Annotated in this window: 21 protein-coding genes; 6 read left to right on the forward strand and 15 right to left on the reverse strand. The window is 57.9% G+C overall.

All coding sequences use genetic code 11. The features are described from left to right. Positions 1-92: 92 nt before the first annotated feature. A complete protein-coding gene (infC, locus tag ACR0AZ_RS05915) occupies positions 93-554 on the forward strand; it encodes a translation initiation factor IF-3 (protein ID WP_238528775.1) in 462 nt (153 codons plus the stop codon). Positions 555-722: 168 nt separating this feature from the next. Here infC and ACR0AZ_RS05920 read toward each other — a convergent pair whose 3' ends face one another. Both ACR0AZ_RS05920 and ACR0AZ_RS05925 read right to left on the reverse strand, forming a co-directional pair. Then, positions 723-2,039 carry an aspartate aminotransferase family protein gene (locus ACR0AZ_RS05920; protein ID WP_480469963.1) on the reverse strand — a complete coding sequence of 439 codons (1,317 nt, stop codon included), beginning with the start codon at positions 2,037-2,039 and terminating at the stop codon, positions 723-725. Next, complete coding sequence (locus ACR0AZ_RS05925) at positions 2,036-2,809, reverse strand: beta-keto acid cleavage family enzyme (protein WP_480657851.1); 774 nt, start codon at positions 2,807-2,809, stop codon at positions 2,036-2,038. Before ACR0AZ_RS05925 ends, ACR0AZ_RS05920 begins: the two co-directional genes overlap by 4 nt. Positions 2,810-2,898: 89 nt before the next feature. Between ACR0AZ_RS05925 and ACR0AZ_RS05930 the strand changes: the two genes are divergently transcribed. Next, positions 2,899-3,798 (forward strand): MurR/RpiR family transcriptional regulator, encoded by a 900-nt coding sequence (locus ACR0AZ_RS05930; protein ID WP_480657852.1) that lies wholly within the window; start codon positions 2,899-2,901, stop codon positions 3,796-3,798. A gap of 49 nt (positions 3,799-3,847) precedes the next feature. Here ACR0AZ_RS05930 and ACR0AZ_RS05935 read toward each other — a convergent pair whose 3' ends face one another. From ACR0AZ_RS05935 to ACR0AZ_RS05955, 5 genes are all read right to left on the reverse strand, one after another. After that, positions 3,848-4,639, reverse strand: coding sequence for an FAD binding domain-containing protein (locus tag ACR0AZ_RS05935; protein ID WP_480666992.1), 792 nt, complete (start codon positions 4,637-4,639; stop codon positions 3,848-3,850). A 95-nt stretch (positions 4,640-4,734) separates the two neighbouring features. After that, entirely contained in the window at positions 4,735-7,095 is a 2,361-nt protein-coding gene (locus ACR0AZ_RS05940; protein ID WP_480469967.1) for a xanthine dehydrogenase family protein molybdopterin-binding subunit, read from the reverse strand. Between the two features lie 52 nt (positions 7,096-7,147). After that, positions 7,148-7,633, reverse strand: coding sequence for a (2Fe-2S)-binding protein (locus ACR0AZ_RS05945; RefSeq protein WP_480469968.1), 486 nt, complete (start codon positions 7,631-7,633; stop codon positions 7,148-7,150). 154 nt (positions 7,634-7,787) lie between these two features. After that, on the reverse strand, positions 7,788-8,789 hold the full coding sequence (locus ACR0AZ_RS05950) for a molybdopterin-binding protein (RefSeq protein ID WP_480469969.1): 1,002 nt from the start codon (positions 8,787-8,789) through the stop codon (positions 7,788-7,790). Next, the gene (locus tag ACR0AZ_RS05955) at positions 8,786-9,754 is read right to left on the reverse strand and encodes an XdhC family protein (RefSeq protein WP_480469970.1); all 969 of its coding nucleotides are present in this window, start codon (positions 9,752-9,754) and stop codon (positions 8,786-8,788) included. Before ACR0AZ_RS05955 ends, ACR0AZ_RS05950 begins: the two co-directional genes overlap by 4 nt. A gap of 207 nt (positions 9,755-9,961) precedes the next feature. Here ACR0AZ_RS05955 and ACR0AZ_RS05960 point away from each other — a divergent pair, with 207 nt between their 5' ends. Then, a complete protein-coding gene (locus ACR0AZ_RS05960; RefSeq protein WP_480666994.1) occupies positions 9,962-10,462 on the forward strand; it encodes a hypothetical protein in 501 nt (166 codons plus the stop codon). Here the strand turns inward: ACR0AZ_RS05960 and ACR0AZ_RS05965 are convergent, their stop codons facing one another. Genes ACR0AZ_RS05965 through ACR0AZ_RS05975 form a run of 3 tightly spaced genes read right to left on the reverse strand, consistent with a single transcriptional unit; the run spans position 10,463 to position 13,178 of the window. Further along, the gene (locus ACR0AZ_RS05965; protein ID WP_480666996.1) at positions 10,463-11,722 is read right to left on the reverse strand and encodes a vWA domain-containing protein; all 1,260 of its coding nucleotides are present in this window, start codon (positions 11,720-11,722) and stop codon (positions 10,463-10,465) included. Positions 11,723-11,724: 2 nt separating this feature from the next. Next, a complete protein-coding gene (locus tag ACR0AZ_RS05970) occupies positions 11,725-12,273 on the reverse strand; it encodes a hypothetical protein (RefSeq protein WP_480666997.1) in 549 nt (182 codons plus the stop codon). Continuing rightward, entirely contained in the window at positions 12,270-13,178 is a 909-nt protein-coding gene (locus ACR0AZ_RS05975; protein ID WP_480666998.1) for an AAA family ATPase, read from the reverse strand. The genes ACR0AZ_RS05970 and ACR0AZ_RS05975 overlap by 4 nt, the downstream gene beginning before the upstream one ends. Positions 13,179-13,314: 136 nt before the next feature. Here ACR0AZ_RS05975 and pyrC point away from each other — a divergent pair, with 136 nt between their 5' ends. Beyond that, positions 13,315-14,352: a dihydroorotase gene (gene pyrC, locus ACR0AZ_RS05980; RefSeq protein WP_480666999.1), complete on the forward strand. Its 1,038-nt coding sequence runs from the start codon at positions 13,315-13,317 to the stop codon at positions 14,350-14,352. Here the strand turns inward: pyrC and ACR0AZ_RS05985 are convergent. Both ACR0AZ_RS05985 and ACR0AZ_RS05990 read right to left on the reverse strand, forming a co-directional pair. Next, positions 14,349-15,644, reverse strand: a complete 1,296-nt coding sequence (locus ACR0AZ_RS05985) for an MmgE/PrpD family protein (protein WP_480667000.1) — start codon at positions 15,642-15,644, stop codon at positions 14,349-14,351. The two genes, pyrC and ACR0AZ_RS05985, sit on opposite strands and share 4 nt — an antisense overlap. A 38-nt stretch (positions 15,645-15,682) precedes the next feature. Further along, positions 15,683-16,126, reverse strand: coding sequence for a type II toxin-antitoxin system RatA family toxin (locus tag ACR0AZ_RS05990; protein ID WP_480469976.1), 444 nt, complete (start codon positions 16,124-16,126; stop codon positions 15,683-15,685). Positions 16,127-16,198: 72 nt separating this feature from the next. Between ACR0AZ_RS05990 and hpt the strand changes: the two genes are divergently transcribed. Then, complete coding sequence (hpt, locus tag ACR0AZ_RS05995) at positions 16,199-16,738, forward strand: hypoxanthine phosphoribosyltransferase (RefSeq protein ID WP_480667001.1); 540 nt, start codon at positions 16,199-16,201, stop codon at positions 16,736-16,738. A gap of 171 nt (positions 16,739-16,909) precedes the next feature. On the opposite strand, the gene ACR0AZ_RS06000 is transcribed toward hpt, so the two are convergent. Continuing rightward, positions 16,910-18,055, reverse strand: a complete 1,146-nt coding sequence (locus ACR0AZ_RS06000; RefSeq protein ID WP_480667002.1) for an amidohydrolase — start codon at positions 18,053-18,055, stop codon at positions 16,910-16,912. Beyond that, a complete protein-coding gene (gene lipA, locus ACR0AZ_RS06005; RefSeq protein ID WP_480667003.1) occupies positions 18,052-19,002 on the reverse strand; it encodes a lipoyl synthase in 951 nt (316 codons plus the stop codon). The genes ACR0AZ_RS06000 and lipA overlap by 4 nt, the downstream gene beginning before the upstream one ends. Before the next feature lie 264 nt (positions 19,003-19,266). On the opposite strand from lipA, the gene ACR0AZ_RS06010 reads away from it, so the two are divergent. After that, on the forward strand, positions 19,267-19,815 hold the full coding sequence (locus tag ACR0AZ_RS06010; protein ID WP_480667005.1) for a redoxin family protein: 549 nt from the start codon (positions 19,267-19,269) through the stop codon (positions 19,813-19,815). 49 nt (positions 19,816-19,864) lie between these two features. Here the strand turns inward: ACR0AZ_RS06010 and ACR0AZ_RS06015 are convergent, their stop codons facing one another. Further along, positions 19,865-20,788 carry a hydrogen peroxide-inducible genes activator gene (locus ACR0AZ_RS06015; RefSeq protein WP_480667006.1) on the reverse strand — a complete coding sequence of 308 codons (924 nt, stop codon included), beginning with the start codon at positions 20,786-20,788 and terminating at the stop codon, positions 19,865-19,867. Positions 20,789-20,822 lie beyond the last annotated feature (34 nt).

Genomic DNA, 20,822 nt, shown 5'->3' on the forward strand with positions numbered 1-20,822 from the left:
AACCCATAGCCCGCAGACCTCACAACGCGCCGCCACAGCGAGATACCGGCCCGCGCGTCAATGACAAGATCCGTGCTCCCGAAATTCGCCTGATTGGCGCCGAAGGTGAAAATGTCGGGGTGGTTCATCCCGCAAAAGCCATGCAGATGGCCGCCGATGTTGGCCTCGATCTGGTTGAGATTTCGCCTAACGCCAACCCGCCGGTCTGCAAAATCATGGATTTTGGCAAGTTCAAGTATGAACAGCAGAAGCGTGAAAGCGAAGCCCGCAAGAAGCAAAAGATCATCGAGGTGAAAGAGGTCAAGTTCCGGCCCAACACCGATACGCATGACTATGACGTCAAGATGCGCAACGTGTTCAAGTTTCTTGAGAACGGTGACAAGGTCAAAGTCACCCTGCGTTTCCGTGGCCGCGAAATGGCGCACCAGAACTTGGGACGTGAGCTGCTTGAGCGTGTGGCAGAAGACGTCAAGGACCTGGGCAAGATCGAGAACATGCCCAAGATGGAAGGCCGTCAGATGATCATGATGATCGGCCCGCTTCCGCAGAAGTAAAAGCTCTCAACAGCGTTTTCCAAGGCTCCGCCAGACTGGTCGGGGCCTTTTTTATGCCCGGCCACCCACAAGGCGCATTTCGCAGAATGCCGAACGCTTCGGAGCAGATTTGATCATCCGCTCCTTCCGCGCTTTTGTGTTCCTGAGGCAAAGCCTGTTACAGCTTTGTCAGATCACGCTCGAAATCGCACAGCCCAGCTTGGCGATTAATTCGTCGATCTGCGCATCCTCGATGATGAACGGAGGCGCGAGAAGGATGTGATCGCCGTGCCGTCCGTCTCGAGTCCCGGACATCGGATAACAGATCAAACCTTCGGCAAAGGCCGCCTTTTTGATTTTACCCGCCACACCCAGCGACGGATCAAACGGCGTTTTGCTGTCGCGATCTGCGACCAGTTCCAGCCCCCGGAACAAGCCCCGTCCCCGGATATCGCCGATATGAGGGTGCTGACCAAAGGCAGCGATCAGGGCAGACTGCAGTTTTTCGCCCATCAGTGCCGCGCGCAGTGGCAGCTCTTTTTGGGTCAGCTCTGTCACCACAGCCAATGCGGCCGCAGTCGCAACCGGATGGCCGATATAGGTATGGCCGTGCTGGAAGAAGCCCGACCCATCCCGAATCGCATCATAGATCCGAGCTGTGCACAACATCGCACCGATCGGCTGATACCCAGCCCCCAAACCTTTGGCGACGCATAGAATATCCGGAGCAACGGCGTCGTGATCGCAGGCAAACAAATGACCGGTACGCCCCATGCCACACATCACCTCATCAAGGATCAACAGCACACCATACTGGTCGCAAATCTCACGGATCCGCTTGAAATATCCTTCAACTGCCGGAACGGCCCCCAGCGTCGCACCAACCACCGGCTCGGCCATAAAGGCCATGACCGTCTCAGGCCCAAGGCGCAGGATCTCGGTCTCCAACTCATTGGCAACGCGCTGGCCGTAGTCAAAGCTGCTCTCTCCCTCGGGCTTCTCGGCATATTCATAACATGGTGCTATGTGCGTCATCTCAATCAACATGGGTGCGAATTGAGCGCGTCGCCACGCGTTACCGCCCGCGGACAGGGCACCCAGAGTGTTGCCGTGATAGCTCTGCCGTCGCGCAATCACGTGGCGGCGCTCGGGTTCACCCGTCTCCAGATAATACTGCCGCGCCAGCTTGATCGCAGCCTCAGTCGCCTCAGACCCGCCCGAGACGAAATAGACTCGATCCAAATCCCCCGGGGCATGCTCGACCAGCAAATCCGCCAGCGCCTCGGCTGGCTCTGAGGTCATGAAACCAGTGTGTGCAAAGGCAATCTGACCGACTTGATCCTGAACCGCCTTGACCACTGAAGCATTCGAGTGCCCCAGACAGGACACCGCCGCGTCCCCGCAATCCAGATAGCGCTTGCCGTCAGAATCGATCAGATAGCACCCGTCGCCCCCTACAGCGAGCGGCAGGTCAGACTTCGTATGACGTGGAAAAACGTGACTCATTTTGCAGTCCCTTTAAGAAGTGCGATTAGCGCTGTAACCGAGGCGGCATTGTCTTCCCAAGCCGTACCATCGGAACGGGTCAGGCTGTTCTCAAACCCCACTCGAACGTCACCTCCACGCTGCGCTGCACGCTGAAGGCACAGATGTTCTTGCGCCCCAAAAGCGCAGACCATCCACCGGTCCGGGCACTCAGGGAAAGCATCTAGGTCGTCTGGTGTTGATTCCTGAGTGGTCGAATAACGGCCAAGTACCAACAAACGATCCACCTGATCGCCACCGACGACGCCACTGGCTTGCCAGTGCGTCAACAGCTCGGCATCTTTGGCGTCATAAAGGATGTGCTGCACCCGCGTTCCCTGTTCCTCGCAAAGTGCATAGACCTTCGGCGCCAACTCGGGCGTTCGCGCAATCTCACGCACAGAAATCGAAGCCCATTCCGGATGAACCCGGTGCAGACAATCTAACTGCGCCTGTACGTCAAAAACCCCGGCAGATTCGGTTGTGATCTGAACATCCATCTGCGGCGCGGCCCTGCGCAACTCGGCAATTGCCTCGCGATAGAGACCGGCATCCAGCGAATGATCCCCCACCTTGTCACGGACATGAAGGTGAATTCCATCCGCTCCAGCGGTATGGCAAGCCCTGGCGGTTTCTACGATTTCATCAATGCTAACAGGGATTTCGCGATGGTCTTTGTGTCCACGTCGCGTTCCGTTCGGTGCAACCAATACATAAGGAAGCTCCGTGCGGTCGGAAAAACTATCTGGCATCTTCAAATCCCATCAATTTCGCACCCGATCTATCGCCTGATCAAACGTTTTCAATTTCATTTCTGCATAACATATGTTTTTCTCGAGCCATGCAATCGAGCCCTACCCATCTGACTCAACGCCTGCGCCGTGACATCGATGCCCTGCCTCAACAAATGCAGGCTGCCGCGAAATACATAATTGATCATCCCGGAGATTTCGGGCTCGACCCGATCCGCGTCACAGCAAACAAAATCGGTGTCAGCTCAAATGTTCTGGTCCGACTGGCCCAGCGTCTGGGGTTCGACAGTTACGATGCTTTTCGCAAACCCTTCCGCCAAACACTGGTCACCGATCGAGAGGACCGGCTGGGTCAAGATTGGCTACAACGTATGCAGGCCGCGGATGCATTCAGTGCTGCGCAGGCCGGATACGCGCAGAATGAACTAAACGTGGTTTCGCGCTCACTGCGCTTGATGGAGCCTGCGAAGGTCGAGCGCGCGATTGATCTTATGCTTGGCGCCAATCGCTGCTTTATCACTGCAACCCGGGCCAGCTATGCATTGGCCTATTATTTTCATTATGCCGGACGAATGGCGCACCCGGGCTTCCAGTTGATCCCCCGCCATATCGGCACGGCTATCGACGATTTGCTGGATGCTGACCAGACAGATTGCCTGTTCGCGCTGACGGTCTACCCCTACTCATCCGACACGATTCAATCCATTCGCTTTGCTCGTGACCGAGGCACTAGAATCATCCTGCTTTCAGACAGCGAGGTCATTGCGCCTGGCGTCACCCCCCATGTCGTCCTGCCCATCAGCATCCGTACGCAGCATCACCTTTCAAGCTTCTCCGGCGCAATGGCGGTGCTTGAATGCCTGCTGGGTCATCTCTTCGCTGCTGGCGGTCATGCTGCGCGCGACAGGGTAGATCGCTATCAGAAGGCCCGCGAAGATACCGGCGCTTATTGGCAACCTTCCAAACCACCCAGGATTAAGAGCAAATAAAAAGCCCCGGACGTACCGGGGCCTTGTAGCGTTTCAATGAAAGCGCGCTTTACATACAGGCTTCAACCGCCCGTCTAGTCATGACGCCGACAAGATGCGCGCGGTATTCCTTGCTGCCATGCAGGTCGCCAATCATGTTCATCGGATTGATGCGCAGGTCCATCAGAGCGTCCGGGCGGAACTCCTTGCTCAGCGCCGCCTCAGCTTCGGACCAGCGGAACACGCCATCCTCGCTGGCTCCGGTCACGGCCACCCGCGCACCATCGACAAAGCGCGCCACATAAACACCGACCAGTGCAAAGCGCGACGCGGGCTGCAGGAACTTTTGATAGCTCGCCGCTTGCGGCACCGGGAAACGGATCGAAGTGATGATCTCACCTTCGTCCAGCGCGGTGGAGAACATGCCCTCAAAGAAATCATCCGCTGCGATCTGCCGTGCGTTGGTCACAATCGTGGCCCCCGATCCCAGCACACCCGCCGGATAGCAGGCCGCCGGATCATTGTTGGCCACTGACCCGCCAATGGTTCCGCGATTGCGCACCGCCGGATCGCCGATCTGCCCGGCCAGTGCCGCCAACGCCGGATAGCTGCTGGCCGCCTCTCGCGCCACCGTGGCATGGGTCGTCGCCCCGCCAATAGCGACCGAGCCATCATCCTCGACACAGACACCCTGCATCTCGGCAACCCCCCTCACGCTGACCAACACTGAAGGTGACGCCAACCGCTGCTTCAGCGTCGGGATCAGCGTCTGACCACCTCCCAACGCCTGCGCATCCTCGGCCCCCAACGCAGCAACGGCGTCGGCAATGGTCGAGGGTTTCTCAAACTCGAAACTGTACATTTCGCTTTTCCTTTCCGAAAGGCGCGGATCCGCCCTTCATCTGGCTATAAATATCCCGGGGGTCCGGGGGCTGGCCCCCGGTCCTCCCTCTCAACTCAGCTGTTCATCGCAGCCCATACGCGCGACGGGCTCATCGGCATGTCAATGTGATCAACCGCCTTGCCAGCCGAATTCAGCGCATCCAGCACCGCATTGACCACTGCGGGCGGCGAGCCAATGGCCCCGGCCTCTCCACAGCCCTTCACACCCAGCGGGTTGTGCGTACAGGGCGTCTGGCTGGAATGATCGACGCCATAGAAAGGCACATCATCCGCGCGCGGCATCGCGTAATCCATGTAGGATGCGCTCAGCAGCTGGCCGTTTTCGTCATAGGCGCAGTTTTCCAACAATGCCTGACCGATGCCCTGACCAATGCCGCCATGCACCTGGCCGTCCACGATCATCGGATTGACGATGTTGCCAAAGTCATCAGCTGCGGTGAACGCCTCGATACTCACCTTGCCGGTCTCGGGATCTACCTCGACCTCACAGGCATAGGCCCCAGAGGGGAAGGTGAAGTTGGCCGGATCATAGAACGCGGTTTCCTCCAGCCCCGGCTCAACTTCCAGCGGGAAGTTATGAGGCACATAGGCCGTCAGAGTTACATCGCCCCAAGCCACCGACTTGTCGGTACCTGCCACGCTGAACTGACCGTCCTTCAACTCGATATCGGCCTCGGATGCCTCCAGCAGATGGGCTGCGATCTTCTTGGCCTTGTCGATCACCTTCTCGGTCGCTTTGACCATGGCCGAACCACAGACCGCCAGAGACCGGGACCCATAGGTACCCATCCCAAACGGGATCTTCGAGGTATCGCCATGCACGATCTCGACCATCGACTCATCGATGCCGATCATGTCGGCCACAACCTGCGGGAAGGCAGTCTCATGCCCTTGCCCGTGGCTGTGCGCGCCAACCATGACGCTGATCGAGCCTGTCGCGTTCACTCGCACGGTTGCTGCATCATAGAGACCCGCTCGGGCCCCCAGCATGCCAACGATGTTCGACGGAGCAATCCCACAGGCCTCGATGTAGCAGTTAATGCCCAAGCCCCGCAGCTTGCCATCGGCCTCACTCTGCGCACGACGCGCAGCAAAGCCCGCCAGATCAGCAGCGGCCTCTAGCTTGTCCATCGTCCCGTTGTAGTCCCCGGTGTCATAGGTCAGCGCCACCGGCGTGTCATAGGGGAACTGGGTGATGAAGTTCTGACGGCGCAGCGCAATCGGATCAACGCCCAACTCGCGCGCGGCCTTGTCGATCACGCGCTCCAGCTGATAGGTCGCCTCGGGGCGGCCCGCGCCGCGATAAGCATCCACCGGTACCGTGTTGGTGAACATCGCCTTCACGTTCACCTGAATGACCGGCGTCTTGTAGTTGCCCGCCATCAGCGTCCCGTGCAACCAGGTCGGAACCGAGCTGGAGAAGGTCGACAGGTAGGCACCCAGATTGGCATAGGTGTTAGTGCGCAGACCGATAAAGTTATTATCCGAATCCAACGCCAGTTCGATGGTGCTGACATGATCCCGGCCATGCGCGTCCGACATAAACGCCTCGGACCGGCTGGACGTCCACTTCACCGGGCGACCACAGGCCTTGGCGGCAAAGGTGCAGAACGCCTCTTCCGCATAGTGGAAGATCTTGGTGCCAAAGCCACCGCCAACATCCGGGGCCACCACACGCACCTTGTGCTCGGGCAGGCCCAGAACAAAGGCGCACATCAGCAGGCGGATCACATGCGGATTCTGCGAGGTGGTGTAGAGCGTGTATTCATCCGTACCACGCTTGTACTCGCCCACAGCCACACGCGGTTCCATCGGGTTGGCGACCAGACGGTTGTTGACCAGATCCAGCGTCGTCACATGGGCGGCATTGGCAAAGACCTCATTGACCTTGTCATTGTCCGCTTCACCCAGATGCCAATCATAGCAAATGTTGTTCTTCAGATCGTCATGGATGAGCGTCGCGCCGTCCTGCGCGGCAGCCTTCATATCCATGACGGCAGGCAGCTCTTCGATATCCATGTCAATCGCTTCGGCCGCGTCGCGGGCCTGTTCGAGGCTGTCAGCCACAACCGCCGCGATCGGGTCGCCTACATGGCGGACCTTGCCCTGTGCCAGAATCGGATGCGGAGGTTCCTGCATCGGCGCGCCGTGCCGGTCGGTCACTTCCCAACCGCAGGGCATGCCGCCCACGCCTTCAAAATCCTTGCCGGTGAATACCTTGACCACGCCAGGCATGGCCTCAGCTGCCGAGGTATCAACGCTGTTCAAACGGCCATGCGCGATGTCGGATCTCAGAAAATATACATAAGCCTGACCGTGTACGTTGATGTCGTCGGTGTAATTGCCTGCTCCGGTCAGAAAGCGTACGTCCTCGCGCCGCTTGGAACTGGCTCCGATGCCACTGTCTTTGGGCATTGCTTGTTCTCCTCCCTGGGAAAAGAATTTTCGTCGAAAATTCTTGCCCGCCTTATTCGGCGGCGATGCTTGAAACGTCCTGGCCCGATGCGGCCATGATCGCTTTGACGATGTTATGGTAGCCAGTGCACCGACACAGGTTGCCTTCCAGATACTTCCGGATTTCACCTTCCGTCGGGCGCGGGTTCTCTTCCAGCAGCGCAGCTGCACTCATCACCATGCCCGGCGTACAGAAGCCGCACTGAAGCCCATGGTGATCCTGAAACGCTTGCTGGATCACATTCAGTGAACCATCCGCATTCGCCTGCCCCTCGATCGTGCCAACATCTGCACCGTCTGCCTCGAGCGCCAGCATATTGCAGGACTTCACTGCTTCGCCGTTCACATGCACAACGCAGGCTCCGCACTGCGCCGTGTCACATCCAACATGCGTCCCCGTCAAAGACAGATGATCCCGCAGGAAGCTGGACAGCAATGTCCGCCCCTCCACGTCACCGCTAACGGCCTTCCCGTTCACGGTCATTGAGACCTGTGTCATGAAATCCTCCCTATTTGGAATTTTCCTTTGCGCCCAAGTTAAACACGGGAATTTTTGTTTGAGAACAAAAATATTTGCCCGTTTTTTAGGCCGTTCAGCCACATAACCCTGTAATGATGAAGCAAGCCCGAAAAACGGCAAAGATGCCGTTACGTCACTTTACTTTCGCTGCACGCGGTTGCGGCCTGCTTGGGATCTCTTTCAGCAACCCACCAACGCCCATCGCTGCGATATCTGTTCCTGTTGTTTCGATCCCGCATGCCACGCGCGACAGAACCCAATCGGCTCCGTTCAGCGCAGGCGAGCGGGCGCAGCCGGGCAAGCCGATGACGGGACGGCCCTGCAATCCGCCGAGGAACAACAGGTTTCCGGGGTCAACGGGCATGCCGAATCTGTCCACATCGCCACCGGCAAGACGCACTGCTGTGGGCGCGACGTCATCCACGTCGGACGTGGCCGAGCCCGTGAGGATCATTGCAACGTCGCCTTGCAGCGACCTGAGCCCTTCCGCAAGTTCTTCCGTCTTGTGCTGAACGATCCGAATATCTGTCAGATTCATCCCCAGCGCCTCGACCCGACCGCGAATCGCGGCGATCCCTTTTTCGTTGGACGGGCCGCCGGGGATATCTGTCACGATCAGGCCCGCTGTCTGGAATCGCGGCATGGTCAGTCGCACGCTCCCCTGCGCCAGATCCGCAGCGCGCTGCACATCCAACCGAGGCACGGCGTAAGAGATCACCTTGACCGTCGCAACCATCCCCCCTGCGCCCATCTGCTGGTATTGCGGCACCGTCGCCACGGTGATCATCGGATGAACCTGATTGAATTTCTGTATGGCTTCAACGTCCAGTTCCACCACGCCCGGCCCATCCGCCAAAAGGTTAACCCTGCCTGTAAACGCCTTTGTGACACGCAGATTGGCGCTCGCAGGATCCGGAGCAAGAGCTGCGGCCAACATCGTTGCTGCTTCATCTTCGTGGCAATCACCGGGTTCCAAGCGGGCAACAATAACCTCATTCAAACCGGCACGCGCCAGCAGGTCGATGTGTTCAGCCGTCAGTACGATTCCCTTGCGCAGTTTTTGATCTTCTGCCTTGACCGAGTGCGCCAGTATCGCACCGCTGGCTTCAGATAAGGAAACCGGTCCGAACTTCACGCCTTGCCTCGCAAGACAGCGGTCATCTGGGCGAGAATGGCGACCGCTATTTCCGAAGGGCTGGCCGCGCCAACGTCGAGTCCAACTGGGCCGTGTATGCGCCCAATCTGAGCATCGGAGAACCCGGCTTGCTTCATCCGATCTACACGTTTGGCATGTGTGCGCGTCGATCCAAGCGCGCCGATGTAAAACACACCGGCCTCCAGCGCAGCCTGTAGTGCCGGGTCATCAAGCTTAGGGTCGTGTGTCAGCAACACGAGGGCCGTACGCGAATCGAGCCCCAGTTTGATCACGGCCTCATCGGGCCAATCTGTCAGGATGGTTTCTCCGGGAAAGCGAGCATCCGATGCAAAAGCCTCTCGCGGGTCGACGATCGCAGGGTCATACCCCGCGATCCGCGCCATCGGCACCAGCGCCTGAGCGATGTGAACTGCCCCCACCACAATCAACCGCAGCGGCGGGTTGTGGACGGCAACAAATGTCTGCCCGTCCTCTTCAAACCCAGACCGGTCCATCCGCAACCGTTCAGCATATGCGTTACGGCGCAAGGCACGGTGGCCGGTTTCGACATTCACTTCGTAAGCCAAAGGTTCGCGCCGCGCGCGCGCTGCAACCAGTTCGGCCAACATCGGTTCTGGCAGGACTTGTCCGACAGGTTCGACTAAAACCCGAATAGTGCCGCCACAAGCCAATCCGACCGCAAAGGCATCCTCGTCGCTGACGCCAAACTCCAGCAACCGTGCCTCACCTTCCTCAATGGCTTCCAGTGCCTCAACGATCACCGCCCCTTCGACGCACCCGCCAGAGACCGAACCCTCGATCTGCCCATCACCTGCGATGACCAACTGCGCACCGACGCGGCGTGGCGCGCTGCCCCAGGTTTCGACCACCGTGGCAAGGGCTGCCTTCTTGCCCGCGCGATGCCACTTCAGAGCAGTTTCCGAGCTGTTGTCGAATCGTTCCATTGAGACCTCCGGCCTTGTTCCGGTTCAACATAGTTAGCTTTGCAGCAATGAAAAGCGGTCAGCAGGTAGAGTTTCCGGCGCTAAAGAGCCGATTTCACGATCACATTCACAAAGTATTGATCGATACAGCACCACCCTCTAACTTGCTTGTATCACCGGACCCGAAACGGTGCATTCCCCTTCATATTCCAAAGCGGAGACAATGAGTTGAAACGCATTCTTACACTCGCGGCGGCAATCGGTCTGGCGACGGCCAGTACCGGTTGGGCAGAAACATTTCTGAGATATGGCGAAGTCGAAGGCTGGAAGGTCTTTATCGATCAGGAAAAGAAGTCCTGCCTGATCGAAGCCGTTGATGATTCCGAAAACGTGGTTCAGATGGGCCTGACCGAAGATCGCGGTGTGGGCTACGTCGGCGTTTTCACGAAGGCCAAAACCAACATCAAAGCCGGTGAGAAAGAAGCCGTGGCCATTCTGATCGGTGACAACATCTATGTCGGCGAAGCCACTGGCATGAAAGGCAATATCACTAAGGGCTATTCCGGCGGTTACGTCCTGTCGGACGATCCGCAGTTCGCCGATGATCTGGCCAAGAAGAAGGTCATGGTGGTGTTTCCCGAGAAAGAGTTTGCCTTCACCGTCGACCTCACCGGCACCTACAAGGCCATGGAAATGGCGCGGAAGTGCAACGAAGAACAGCTCTCATAATCAACCTTCGGAAAGCGCGGCCATCAGCCGTGCTTTCTGCCCCTGATCGTCGGGCTCAGAGATCACATTGGCGAGATCTTCCAACGAGGCGATCGAATGCCCGGCGCGGAAACTGTCGACATGGGGCAGCATGGTTCTGACCCCCTGCGCCTTGGGGGCAAACCCATCCCAGCGCAGCAACGGGTTCAGCCAGATCAATCGCTTTGAGGACAGGTGGAGACGCTCGATTTCTTTCTCCAGCTGTTCGGGCGCGCCACGTTCCAGACCATCAGTGATCAGCAGGACAACCGCGCCCTGCCCCATCACCCGGCGGGACCAGTCGCGATTAAACTGATGCAGACACTCCCCAATCCTTGTGCCACCTTCCCAGTCCTGCGCCTCGGCCCCGGCAGAGGCCAGTGCCGTATCGACGTCGCGCTGATGCAGGTGCCGGGTGATATTGGTGAGGCGCGTACCGAAGGTAAAGGCATGCACCTTTGCCCAGCCCGCCCCCTTGGCATTAGAAACCGTGTGCAGGAAATGCAGGATGATGCGGCTGTATTGGCTCATTGACCCAGAGATATCGCACAACGCCACAAGGTTCGGCCAACGTGGTTTGGGCTTGCGCAACGCGATCTCATGCAACTCTCCACCCTGACGCATGGCCAGGCGCAGCGTGCGCGCGCGGTCGAGCCGATGCCCCAGATGGCTGGCCTGCGCCCGGCGCGATGCGATGGGTTTGACCGGTAAGGTCAACCGCGCCAGCAAGCGCTTGGCTTGTGCCATTTCTTCGGTACTCATCTGTTCGAAATCAAGGTTACGCAGCCGTTCCTCGGACGAGGCTGTCTGGGTCGCATCAATCTCGATTTCTGTCTCGCCCTCCTGCTCGGGCAATTCGGGCTGATCCCGTTCGACCCCCTCAAGCAAGGCCTCGGCGGCGCGTTTTTCGCCAGCATCCGCCTTGCGTTCCTCCTGCACGCCACGAATGGCGGGCAGCATCATGGCCATCATATGCTCCATATAACGCGGGTCACGCCAATAGAGGCGGAAGACCTGCGCGAAGACCGTGCGATGTTCGGGCCGGTTCACGAAACAGGCGTGTAGGGTCCAATAGAAATCCTGTTTCTTGGTGAACCCAGCAGCCTCGACGGCACGGATCGCATCCACCACGCGGCCCGTACCAATCGGAAGACCCGCCTTGCGCAGGGCGCGGGCAAAATGGGTGATGTTCTGCGCCAGCTTGGGGTTGTCGGGGATATCGAGCGGGAGTTGTTCGGCCATTGTCAGGATTGGTTGCGATACCAGAAAAAAACAAGCGACGCGATTATGGTAGCGGAAACCGGGAATACTAGATGCCAGAAATAGCAGTAGAACACAGCAAATCGTCCGAAGTCGCGCAAACTCTTCCGAAAGTCTGGTATGTATCCCGCCAAGCTATCAAAAGCTCCACGAACACGACTCAAATTGGATGGGTCGGTGGGATCATATTCGTACAGCCGGTCAAGATCCCGACCAAATGCCTCAAGCCTCGACTTCGATGTTGTATCAGCAATGTATTGAAGACCTACAACCTTTCTGCCTGCAACGTTCCACCCTTTGAATGACTGCATGTCACCATACCATTGGATCGTATGAGCGACACAGGAGAACACAGCAAAGATCACTAGCGCACTTCCCAGACGCTCAGGCACAAAGATCAACGGACCAATTTGCCCGGTGGTTAACGCTATCCAATCTGAAACATAAGCAAACAGAAACACCGAAGAAAACCAGCAAGCACGACCGGTGGTTCTCGTTGCCCTTGAGATAGCTTGATCACCCAAAAAATTCATGAATTAACTAATTCTGCCTTGGCTTCATCCAAAATACGTTTGGCCTCAGAGCCTTGCAGTTTCTGGATGTCGTCCTGGTATTTCAGGATCGCGCCCAGCGTGTCTCCGATCACTTCGGGGCTCAGGTTGATCACGTCGAGCGCAAGCAAGCATTTGGCCCAGTCGATGGTTTCCGCCACGCCCGGCTTCTTGAACAGGTCCTCGGTGCGCAAACGCTGGACGAAAGCAACAACCTCCCGGCTCAGCGCCTCGGCCGCTTCGGGGGCGCGGGCGTGCAGGATTTCGATCTCGCGGTCGAAATCAGGGTAGTCGACCCAGTGATAGAGGCATCGGCGTTTCAGGGCGTCATGAACCTCGCGTGTGCGGTTCGAGGTCAGGATGACGATGGGCGGTTCCGGCGCTTTGACAGTGCCCAGCTCCGGGATGGTCACCTGAAAATCGCTGAGAGCTTCGAGAAGGAAGGCCTCGAACGGTTCATCGGTGCGGTCTAATTCATCGATCAGAAGGACCGGCGCGCCGTTCTCATCCGGGCGCATCGCTTGCAGCAAGGGGCGTTCGATCAGGTAGTCTTCCGAGAAGAGTTCGGTCTGCAATGCCGCTCGGTCGGCCCCACCCGAAGCCTCGGCGGTACGGATCGCCACCATCTGCGCCGGAAAGTTCCATTCGTAGACGGCCGAGGATGCATCGAGACCCTCATAGCATTGCAACCGGATCAGACGGCGGTTCAGGCCAGCGGCAAGCGCCTTGGCAATCTCGGTCTTGCCAACGCCTGCCTCGCCCTCAAGAAACAGGGGACGTCCGAGTTTCAGCGACAGGAAGACGACCGTCGCCAGAGCGCGCCCACAAACATAACCCTGGGCGCTGAGTGTTTCCTGCACGGCATCGATGGAATTTGGTTGCGGCATGTGATCCCCTCAATCGCTGCGCCCAACAGGTCATGGTAGCGTGCGCGCGTCAAGACCAAGGCTTTTCCGGGATTTACGACGATCTGATCGGTTGACAAGGCTTTTCCCTCTGAACCGGCTGTGCTAGCCGGGGGCCATGACCGATACGCTCACGATCCGCCGCCCCGACGACTGGCATCTGCACCTGCGCGATGGCGCGATGTTGCAGGCCGTCCTGCCCGAAACCGCGCGTCATTTTGCCCGTGCGATCATCATGCCAAACCTCGTGCCGCCTGTCGTGCGCGGCGACCACGCTGCCTCCTATCGCGACCGTATCATGGCCGCCCTGCCCGATGGCATGACGTTTGAGCCGCTGATGACGCTGTATCTGACCGAGGACACGGATGCCGACGATGTAGCAGCCGCCCATGCCAGCGGGCTGATCAAGGCGGTCAAGCTGTATCCGGCGGGTGCGACGACCAACTCTGCCTCGGGTGTGCGCGATTTCGACAAGGTGCGCCCGGTGCTGGAGAAGATGGCCGAAATCGGTTTGCCTCTTTGCGTACATGGCGAGGTCACCGATTCCGAGATCGACATCTTCGATCGTGAGGCCGTATTTATCGATCGAATTCTTGATCCGATCCGTAAGGCAACGCCGGGACTGCGTGTCGTGATGGAGCATATCACCACCGCGAACGGCGTGGATTATGTCAAAGCCAATGACACTGATCTGGGCGCAACGATCACCGCGCATCACCTGATCATCAACCGCAACCATATCTTGGTGGGCGGCATCAAACCCCATTACTACTGCCTGCCAGTTGCCAAACGTGAGGAACACCGGCTGGCTCTGCTGGCTGCGGCCACCTCGGGCGATGCGCGGTATTTCCTTGGCACGGACAGTGCTCCCCACACGGATGACAACAAGGAAATGGCCTGTGGCTGTGCCGGGTGCTTTACGGCCACCAACACCATGTCACTGGTGGCAGAGATGTTTGATCGCGAAGGCGCGCTGGACAAGCTGGAAGGCTTTGTTTCCCTGAATGGCCCTGCGTTCTATGGCCTGCCGGTGAACGAAGAGACCATCACTCTGAAAAAAGGCGAACCGGTTGCGTATCCATCCAAGATCGAAACGGGCGACGGGCCTGTGACCGTATTCGATCCGGGCTTTCCGCTGCATTGGCGCGTTGCCTAATAGGATAGCCTGTCTGCCAAATCCGCTGCGCGCCCGCCGGTGCGCAGCATGGACCAGATAGCATCAACTTCGTCTCCGCCAATCAGTTTAGCAGCCTTGCCCCGCACACGATCTTCCCGATCCGAAAGTGACATCGGGGCCAGCAGATCATGGCTTGCCTCCAGCCGCGCACCATCGCGGCGCAGCAGCGACAGGTGGGCTTGCGTTTCGGATAGACTCTCATCCGCCTCAACGGTGATCCGATCTCGCAGGGATTGCAGACGCGGGTCGGCGCATATTTTGTCAGAATAGCTGCCCGGTAATGCGGTGTCATAGCCAAGCGATTGCATCGCCAGAACAGTGCGATACGAGAACTTCGCCCCAAGCCCCGTCGAAGGTTCCAACTGATTGCAGACGCTCATCCAGCGGGGGTGAGTTTTGACCTTGATTTCCGCAACCTCAGGCTCGGCGATATCAAGATCAAGCGCTGCCTCAAGGGCCGCGTGCAGACCATGGCAACAAGCGTGGAACTTATGGCTGACGGTCTCAAACAGCCATTCATCACCCAATCCCTGCAGCGCACTGTCGGCATCGTCTGTACCCAGATGCGTGGCACCGAAACCGTATGCCCCTCCGAGAGCATCGGCATTAGGTAGAAATCCGTTTCGAATCAACAGCGCCGCTTCCACCCCGTTCGATGCGGCGATACCTGCGTTGTAAGGTTTGCCCATGGTTCCAAATTGCGCTTTTAGACCAGACGCACGTGTCGCGGTCAGACCAATAAGCGCAGACATCTGTGCCGCATCGAACCCCATGATACGCCCGGCTGCGACAGCAGCCCCGAACGCACCGGCAGTTGCGGTCTGGTGATATCCGGCCTGATAATGCGCGCGCCCCAGCCATAACCCGATCCGGATCGAAGTTTCCATACCGATCAGGGCAGCCTCAAGGAAGTCGACCAGAGGGCGATCCTCCCACGCCGCAATAGCCAGCGCTGCGGGGACAACAGCCACCGAGGGGTGGCCGATATGGGCGAAATGGGTGTCGTCATAGTCCAGCGCGTGGGAAATGGTGCCGTTCACCAGCGCAGCCGCACGTAAAGGTGCGGCGCCTCCACCGAATAATCGGGCCTGTTCCATGCCGCCCTCAGACAGGACCATCTGCCGTACAATCCGCGACACCGGCTCCTCTGCCCCCGCGCGCCCGACAGCAAGCCAATCCAAAACGGACAAAGAGGTCACGATGCGTGCTTGCTTCGTGGTTGAAACGGGGCCTGCAGCAAATTCAGCAAGCGTAGAAGTCAGGATGCTCATGCAGCGCAGTCTAGCGCGCACTGCCCGGTCGTAAAGCCTCAGCCGTAGAGGTCCGCCGCGCGCTGTTCGAAGGCACGCACAATCCGGTGCATCGCCTCGTTGAATACGACACCAATAATGCCTTGCAGCACCGCGTTCTTGAATTCGAAATCAACGTGGAACGAGACGTTGCATCCCTCATCCGTATCTTCGAACTCCCAATCCGAACGCATGTATCTGAAGGGTCCATCCAGATATTCGGTATCAATCCGTTTATGCGCATCGAACAGCGTGACCCGGCTGCCAAAACGTTCGCGGAACACTTTGAACGAGATGACCAGATCAGCCTCCATCACCTTGCCGTCCCCTGCAGCATAGGTGCGGCGGATACGGGCTGCGGCGCACCAAGGAAGAAACTCCGGGTATTTCGCCACATCCGCGACCAGATCATACATCTGCTGGGCGGTGTAAGGCAGCGGTCGGGTTTCAGAGTGTGTTGGCATGATATCCGGGATTCACTGGTGACAATGGCGCGTGATTTCGTATGTTGCGCGCCAAAGATCAAGGGGGCAGCGATGAGTGACCGCGCATATGTGATAGATGAGATGATCTCGGCCAAGGCCATTGCCGCGCGGATCGAGGCATTGTGCCGCGAAATCACAGAGGAATTCGGCGGCACCGACAAGCTGATTGTCGTGGGACTGCTTCGCGGCAGCTTCGTTTTCATCGCGGACCTTGTGCGCGAGCTTGATCTGCCAATCGAGGTCGATTTTCTTGAGGCATCTTCTTACGGAGACTCGATGGAGAGCAGCCGGGAGGTCCGTATTCTCAAAGATTTGCGTGGCGCTATTGAAGGGCGCGATGTGCTGGTGGTCGAGGATATCGTCGATACCGGCCACACGCTGAACCACGTCACCAAGCTGCTGCTAAGCCGCAAGCCCGCGCGGTTGAAATCCATAGCATTGTTGGACAAACCCAGCCGGCGCGAAGTTGATTTCCGTTCAGATTGGATCGGGTTCGAAATTCCGGATGAATTTGTTGTGGGCTACGGTATCGATTACGCCCAACGCAACCGTAACCTGCCCTTTATCGGCAAGGTTCGGTTCGTCGAATAGCGCCAGAAATGAACTTGCGCCATTTCCTTCGCATGACCTTATGGGCGCGCAATCCGCCGTCCGAGCGCCGCGTGATACTGGTTTTTGGTATCATTTTGGTATGCATGTTAATCGCAGGCATAGAATTTATGGGCTGGTGGCCGGATTGGGCGGGCAGCGAGCCGAGAAAACTCAGGCCGTAAGGGTACGCTCAATCGCAGCCAGGAAAATGCCGGTGCCTATCGGGATCAGCGCATCAGGAAAATCATAGTCGGGATTGTGCAATTGCGGATGATCCCGTCCTGCACCCAACCAGAACATTGCCGATTTCGCGTCTTTGCCGAACTGGCCGAAATCTTCGGAAAACCGTTGGGGTTCTTTGACCAGCCTGTGCCACACGCCTTGGGCATCACAAGCATCCGACAGGATCTGAGCGGCCTCTTCGTCGTTCGTGCAAGCCTCAAAAACGTCGTCGTATGTGATATCAACCCTTAGTCTTTCGGCCTGTGCTGCGGATTCGACCAATGCCTCGGCCTCTTCGATCAAACGCTCCATCCGTGCATCCGATACCGCGCGCAATGTTACCCACAGCTCGGCATATCCCGGAGCGACGCCAAAAGCGGGCTCTCCTAGTTGCGCATGGGTAACGGTGGTCAGCGCATAGTCAGCATCCAGCGCGCCACCCTGCCCAAGCCGAGCCAGCGCGGGCATTAACTCCGAGATCGCCAGTGCCGGAGACACCCCATCCTGCGGCGCTGCAGCATGGGACGTTTTTCCAGTCAGTGCAATCCGCATCCCGCGCGATGCGCAGTTGGTCGGACCGCTGCAGATCTCAACCGCTCCGTGATCAAGTCCCGGAAGATTGTGCAGCGAGAACACGTAATCCGGGGCGATGCCATTAAATTTCGGATCGCAGCGAAAGGCTTTAGCCCCCTTCCCGGTTTCCTCGGCTGGCTGAAAGATCAGCACCACCCGGCCTTGCGATGTGCGTTTCTCACCCAGCATGAAGGCGACGCCAAGGACCATCGCCATATGGCCGTCATGACCGCATAGATGCCCCTTACCGGGGTATTGCGATGCATACGGTATTTCCGAGACTTCCTGGATAGGAAGGCCGTCCAGCTCGCAACGAATACCGATGGTTGGTCCGGGTTTGCCACTGTCATAAACCGCTGCGACCCCGTAGCCGCCGATATCAGTTAAGACCGTGTCGGGATCGCACGCCTGCAACAAGTTCGCGATGCTCGCAGCTGTACCGCGCTCGTCACCCGAAATCTCTGGCACCTGATGCAACTCATGGCGCTTTTCGATAAGCCAGCTCTGAAGCTCAGGATTCACACCTGCCCCAGTTTTTTCTGGCGCGCCTCGCGCAAGCGGGCAAAATCATCCCCTGCATGATAAGAGGACCGTGTCAGAGGCGTTGCTGATACCATCAGGAATCCCTTGCCATAGGCCGCCTTTTCATACGATGCAAACTCTTCCGGTGTGACGAAACGATCAATACCGTGATGCTTCGGAGTCGGCTGTAGATACTGACCAATTGTCAGGAAATCGATATCTGCTGCGCGCATGTCATCCATGACCTGACGCACCTGCTGCTCGTCTTCACCCAATCCGACCATAATACCCGACTTGGTGAAGATCGACGGATCCATTTCCTTCACACGCTGCAACAGACGCAGAGAGTGGAAATAACGCGCGCCCGGGCGCACCTGCGGATAAAGCCCCGGAACCGTTTCGAGATTGTGGTTGAACACATCCGGCTTGGCTTCAACCACGATTTCCAGAACGGAAGGATCACATTTGAGGAAATCCGGCGTCAGGATTTCAATCGTGGTCTTGGGCGAACGGTGGCGTACCGCGCGAATGGTCTGCGCGAAATGCTCAGCCCCGCCATCTTCCAGATCATCGCGATCGACCGAGGTGATCACCACATGGTTCAACCCCAGTTTCTGCACCGCATGGGCGACACGTCCGGGTTCGAACGCATCCAGCTCATCCGGTCGGCCGGTGGCAATGTTGCAGAAGGTACAACCGCGGGTACAGATCTCGCCCATGATCATCATGGTGGCGTGACCCTGGCTCCAGCACTCACCAACATTCGGGCAACCAGCTTCTTCGCAGACGGTCACCAGATTGTTGTCACGCATGATCTTATGGGTTTCGGCATACCCTTCGCCGCCCGGAGCCTTGACGCGAATCCATTTCGGTTTGCGCGGGGCCGCATTGTCAGGCCGATGCGCCTTTTCCGGGTGTCTTTGCTCGGGAATTTTCAGATCACGCACAACGGGCTTTCCTGACTTTGGGTCAATTCACTTCGCGCTTAACATAAACCGACTACAGGGGTTAGGCCAGTGACGCATAGCCGCTATGCGCCTCAACTATGCAACCGCAGAAACATAGACACAACTTACAGATTTTCATGTTTATTTTCAATGGTCGTGACTGGGGCTTAGATATTTTGCAACTGCAGTATATCTATTGTTGAAGCTGATTTAGAATCGTTTTAACCCTCGCATCAAACATATGTGAATCACAGGAGTTTGATGATGAAAACCGGTGCAAAACTGCCTGAAGTGACCTTCCACACGCGCGTTCGCGACGACTCGATCGAAGGCCCGAACCCGTTCCGTTGGGAAGATAAAACCACCGCTGATTATTTCGCAGGTAAGCGCGTCATCCTGTTTTCGCTGCCGGGTGCGTTCACGCCGACCTGCTCGACCTATCAGCTGCCAGGTTTTGAAAACGGCTTCTCGGATTTCACTGATAAAGGGATCGATGCAATCTATTGCATGTCCGTGAATGACAGCTTTGTCATGAACAAATGGGCAGCGGATCAGGGCCTGCAGAATGTTGATGTGATCCCGGATGGTTCGGGTGAGTTCACCCGGAAAATGGGCATGCTGGTCGACAAAGACAATCTGGGTTTCGGCATGCGCTCGTGGCGCTATGCGGCCATCGTCAACGATGGCGTGGTCGAAGCATGGTTCGAAGAGCCCGGCCTGATGGATAACTGCCCCGAGGATCCTTATGGCGTGTCATCGCCCGAAAACCTGATGAAGCATCTGGATGAAGTGCGCGAGCCCGCGCTGGCCTGATCAGATGTGATTACATGACAAGGCCCGCCGTTCGGCGGGCCTTTTTTGATCAGGTGCGGGTTTGCGCGACGACGTCTTCTCCGACCTGCCGGATCACCTCGGACAGGCGATCGAACCACCCCTCGCCTCCGGTCGAAGAACGCCGCACTAGGCCAATCGTTCGCGCCGGTTGAGGGGTCGCAAAGCGCAGCAAACGCAAGCCCGGCACCGCGTCGGCCTCTGCCCTGGCTGCCAGTTCCGGCATCAGGGTCAAGCCAAAGCCCTCAGCCACCAGTCGCGACAGAGTGGCCAATGACGAGGCTCCCATATTGATCTGCCCGCTGGCCCGATCCTGACCACAAACCTCAAGCGCTTGATCGGTCAGACAATGCCCGTCCTCAAGCAACATCAATTGTGCCGCTTGTAGATCCAGAGGACGCAGGGCCTCGGGGCTAATAGTCAGTCGATTGAGGCGCGACTGACTGCCCGCCAGCAGGAAACGATCTTCGAACAAGGGTTCTTCGTGCAAAGCGGTCCCGCCTGTGGGCAGCGCCAACACCGCCGCATCGATTTCACCCCCGCGCAGCATCGCAAGCAAGCGTTCGGTCCGGGCCTCACGTATTCTGACACGCAACGAAACATCACCAGAGCGCAACCCTGCCAATACCCCTGGCAACAAATAGGGCGCGACGGTTGGAATGATGCCAATCGACAAGGACCGGTGCCCGCCGGAATGGTCACGCGCGAACCGGTCCAACCGATCAGCGGCTATAAGCACCTGATCGGCATGATCCAGAACATCTCTGCCCAAAGGCGTTAGCAGAATGTCACGGGCCTGCCGTTCAAACAGAGGGCCACCCATCGCTTCCTCTAACGCTTTGATCTGAACTGACAGCGCCGGCTGAGAGACATGACAAACCTGTGCCGCACGGCCAAAGTTTCGCTGCTCGGCAACGGCGCGGAAATACTGCAACTGGCGAAATGTAAAATTCATAATCTTGGATTATCACTTTCCGCCAGAACCACAA

Source organism: Ruegeria sp. BE3 (genome assembly GCF_056538865.1).